Source organism: Parafrankia soli (assembly GCF_001854695.1).
Lineage (GTDB): Bacteria > Actinomycetota > Actinomycetes > Frankiales > Frankiaceae > Parafrankia > Parafrankia soli.
This window is the reverse complement of the sequence record NZ_MAXA01000209.1, coordinates 1-1,043: the sequence shown is the minus strand read 5'-3', so window position 1 is coordinate 1,043 and position 1,043 is coordinate 1. Positions and strand designations below refer to the sequence as shown.

Here is a 1,043-nt window from a genome sequence, read left to right as displayed (position 1 = left end):
GCGCGATGGCGACGCCGCGCTCGAGGTGCGCACCGGCTTCGAGCTGGAGGACCTGGCGGAGGAGCTTGCCACGCTGACGGGCGAACGGCGCGTCAGCGTGGGGTCCGCCCTGTACGAGGCGATCGTCGAGGAGGCATCCGGGACGGCCATGACGGTGGCTGGCGTCCTGAGGCGGCATGACTTCTCGTGGGCAGTGTGGACGGCCTGCACGCGTGAACATCGGAAGATGAAGGCAAGACGGAAGCAGGACGAGGAAGCGGCAGAACCCACATGCGAGGGCGCCGCGGCACCGAGGGCCCTGGTGGGCGCGGCATAAGTGCCACCAGGCCGCATGGACGGTCATGTCGTGGCGCAGGCGCCGAACCGAGATGCGGACGCGGGACTGGCCATCGTCACCGCCGCCGGCGTCCCTGCACGGCGGTGACGAGGATGGCCCCGGGCGGAGACCAGCGGATGTAAGATCTCCGCCCGGAGTGGGTCAGGCCCGCGCCCGGCCCGATTAGTCCTCCTCCGCCGCCTCGTTGCGGTCAGCCGCTTCCTGCGCCCGCTCGTCGAAACCGCTGCGTGCGGTCGGCGAATCCGGGTCGCGGTCGGCGGCGGCGCTGATGCGGCCCGCGGACTCGTGGTCCATCGGAGTGGGCTTGCCCATGACGGTGTTCCTCCCCGTCATCGCGCCTCGGTGTCGCCACGGGGCCAGCGCTGCTGGCCACGAACGGCGCGGCCAGCGATGTCCCAGGGATACGCCGACGCCACGGCCCGGTGATCCGTCCGCCCTCCTGGACGTCGTGCGCGGGGCCCCGGTGGGACTGCCGGAAATCAGGCACCCGCGAACCGGTCGCACAACGACCGTGCTTCGACGGTAACGCCGTTGGCCTGGCGGCGCCGGCCTGCGTCGCCGACCCGGCTCCCGGCAGGCCCGTCGATCACGCAACTGTTGCCGACGTAGTCGACCGCTTTCGGTCATGATGAACAACTATGGCAAAACGCCGCCCCGCTCCCCCGAGGGTTCCCGACCCCTACGGCAAGCCGAGCGTCAATACCGC

At 71.0% G+C, this 1,043-nt stretch carries 2 protein-coding genes; one reads left to right on the top strand and one right to left on the bottom strand.

The window, feature by feature from the left end; all coding sequences use genetic code 11:
* Positions 1–316: hypothetical protein (locus BBK14_RS38365; RefSeq protein ID WP_157904282.1), on the top strand; the 316-nt coding region annotated here is incomplete at its 5' end.
* A 183-nt stretch (positions 317–499) separates the two neighbouring features.
* On the opposite strand, the gene BBK14_RS38360 is transcribed toward BBK14_RS38365, so the two are convergent.
* A complete protein-coding gene (locus BBK14_RS38360; RefSeq protein ID WP_198541311.1) occupies positions 500–670 on the bottom strand; it encodes a hypothetical protein in 171 nt (56 codons plus the stop codon).
* Between the last annotated feature and the right edge of the window lie 373 nt (positions 671–1,043).

Excerpts from the sequence above, each read along its gene's own strand:
- BBK14_RS38360 (WP_198541311.1), bottom strand. The coding sequence starts at position 670 with ATGACGGGGAGGAACACCGTCATGGGCAAGCCCACTCCGATGGACCAC.